We start from the raw sequence: 2,384 nt of genomic DNA, 5'->3' as shown, positions 1-2,384 counted from the left end.
GGCGCCGAGGTGGACTGGCCGGCCCTGTTCGCCGGCACCGGGGCCCGCCCGGTCGACGTGCCCACCTACCCCTTCCAGCGGCAGCACTACTGGCCGAGGAGCGGACCGGGGCTCGGTGATGTGCGCGCCGCCGGTCTCGTGGCGGCGGACCATCCGCTGCTGCGGGCCACCGTGTCCCTCGCCGACTCCGACGACGTGGTGCTGTCCGGGCGGCTGTCCCTGGTCACGCACGGCTGGCTGGCCGACCACGAGGTGCACGGCACGGTGGTCGTGCCGGGCACGGCCCTGGTCGAAATGGCCGTACGGGCGGGTGACGAGGTCGGGTACGGGACCCTTGATGAGTTGACCCTGGGTACGCCTCTCGTCGTGCCCGAGGGCACGGCCGTGCAGGTCCAGGTGCGCGTGGCGGACGCCGACGACAGCGGCCGACGTGCCGTGACCGTCCACGCGCGGCCCGATGACCTGGCTGGCGAGCACGCATGGACACAGCACGCGTCGGGTGTGCTGACGGAGGAGCGGGTCGGGCCCGCGTGGGCCGATGCCGCTCAGTGGCCGCCCGCGGGCGCGGAACCGGTGCGGGTGGGCGACCTCTACGAGGAGCTGGCCGAGGCCGGGTTCTCGTACGGCCCGCTGTTCCGGGGTCTGCGGGGCGTGTGGCGGCGCGGTGACGAGGTGTTCGCCGAGGCGAGCCTGCCCGCCGGCGCCGAGGTGGACGGCTTTGCGGTGCATCCGGCGCTGCTGGACTCCGTCCTGCACGCCGTCGCGGCCGCCGGTGGGGTGGGGGAGCAGGGACTGCCGTTCGCCTGGGAGGGCGTGTCGGTGCACGCCGTGGGGGCGGGCGAGGTGCGGGCCCGGCTGGTGCGGAACCGGGACCGGGACGCGGTGAGCGTCGACCTGGCCGACGGAGAAGGCCGCCCCGTGGCGCGCGTGACCGGCCTCGTCACGCGTCCCGTGACAAGCGACCGGCTCGACGGCGTCACGGACGGGTCCGCGGTCGGATCGCTGTTCACGGTGGAGTGGACCGAGGTGGCGGGCGAGACGTCGGGTGAGCTGCCCGCCGTGGCCGTGGTGGGTGACGATCAGGCTGTCGATGACGCTGTGCGCGGTGCGGTGCCCGACGTGCGGTCGTACTCCGGGCTCGCCGAACTCTCCGCCGAGGGCGGGCCGGTACCCGCGATGGTCGTCGCCGTGGTGAGGGCTGCGGAGGAGGCGGAGGCGCCGGCCGACGACGTCGTCTCAGCCACCCACGCCGGTGTCTCTCGCGCACTCGAACTGATCCAGGGGTGGGTCGCGGACGAGCGGTTCCGCGATGCCCGCCTGGTGGTGCTGACGCGGGGAGCCGTCACCGTCGCGTCGGCCGCGGTGCGCGGCCTCGTGCGGTCCGCAGTGGCCGAGTACCCGGGGCGCTTCGGCATTCTGGATGCCGGGGACGGACACCTGAACGAGATGGGCGCTGCCCTGCGGCTGTCGGCAGAGGCCGGCGAACCGGAGGTGGCGTTGCGCGGCGACACCCTCCTGGTGCCGCGCCTCGTCCGCACCGCCTCCACAGCTGAGGGCTTCGGGTCCGAGGTGTGGTCCGGCTCGGGTGCCGTGATGGTCACAGGTGGCACCGGCGGCCTCGGAGCCGTGGTGGCGCGGCACCTGGTGCGGGTGCACGGGGTGCGGCGGCTGTTGCTCGTCTCCCGACGGGGCGAGCAGGCGCCGGGTGCGGAGGAACTGCTCGCCGAGCTGCGCGGGTCGGGCGCCCATGTCGAGGTCGTGGCCTGCGACGTGTCGGACCGGGAGGCAGTGGCACGGCTGGTCACAGGACGGGCGATACGGGCGGTGGTGCACGCCGCCGGTGTGCTGGACGACGGGCTGGTCGGCGGTCTGACCGCCGAGCGCGTCATCGACGTCCTCCGACCCAAGTCCGACGCCGCCTGGCACCTGCACGAGCTGCTCGACGAGGATACGGCGTTCGTCGCCTTCTCGTCCGTCGCCGGCGTACTCGGCAGCCTCGGCCAAGCGGCCTACGCGGCCGCCAACAGCTTCCTCGACGAGCTGATGCGCACCCGCCGCGCCATGGGCCTGCACGCCGTGTCCCTGGTGTGGGGGCCGTGGGACCAGCAAGCGGGAGGCATGACCGCCGACCCGGCCCGTATGGCCGGGCTCGGCATACCCGCGGTCACGGCGGAACGCGGACTGAGCCTCTTCGACGCGGCCCTGGACACCCGCGAGGCCGTGGTGCTGCCCGTGCCGCTCGATCTCCGTACGGTACGCCGACTCACCGAAGTCCCCGCCCTGTTCCATGGCCTTGTGCGGTCGCGGCGTCGGGTGGTGACCGCTGCCGCGGAGAGCCTGGTTCAGCGGTTGCTGCCGTTGGACGAGGTGGAGCGGGGTGAGGT

1 protein-coding gene is annotated in these 2,384 nt (G+C 74.1%); it reads left to right on the top strand.

Annotated features, from left to right (window positions below):
- The coding region (locus ACZ56B_RS32750) for a type I polyketide synthase (protein ID WP_468798708.1) at nt 1–2,384 on the top strand (2,384 nt) is incomplete at both ends.

The organism is Streptomyces sp. NPDC034670 (assembly GCF_055574875.1).
The sequence above is the reverse complement of the archived record's forward strand: the minus strand, read 5'-3'. Positions and strand labels throughout refer to the sequence as shown.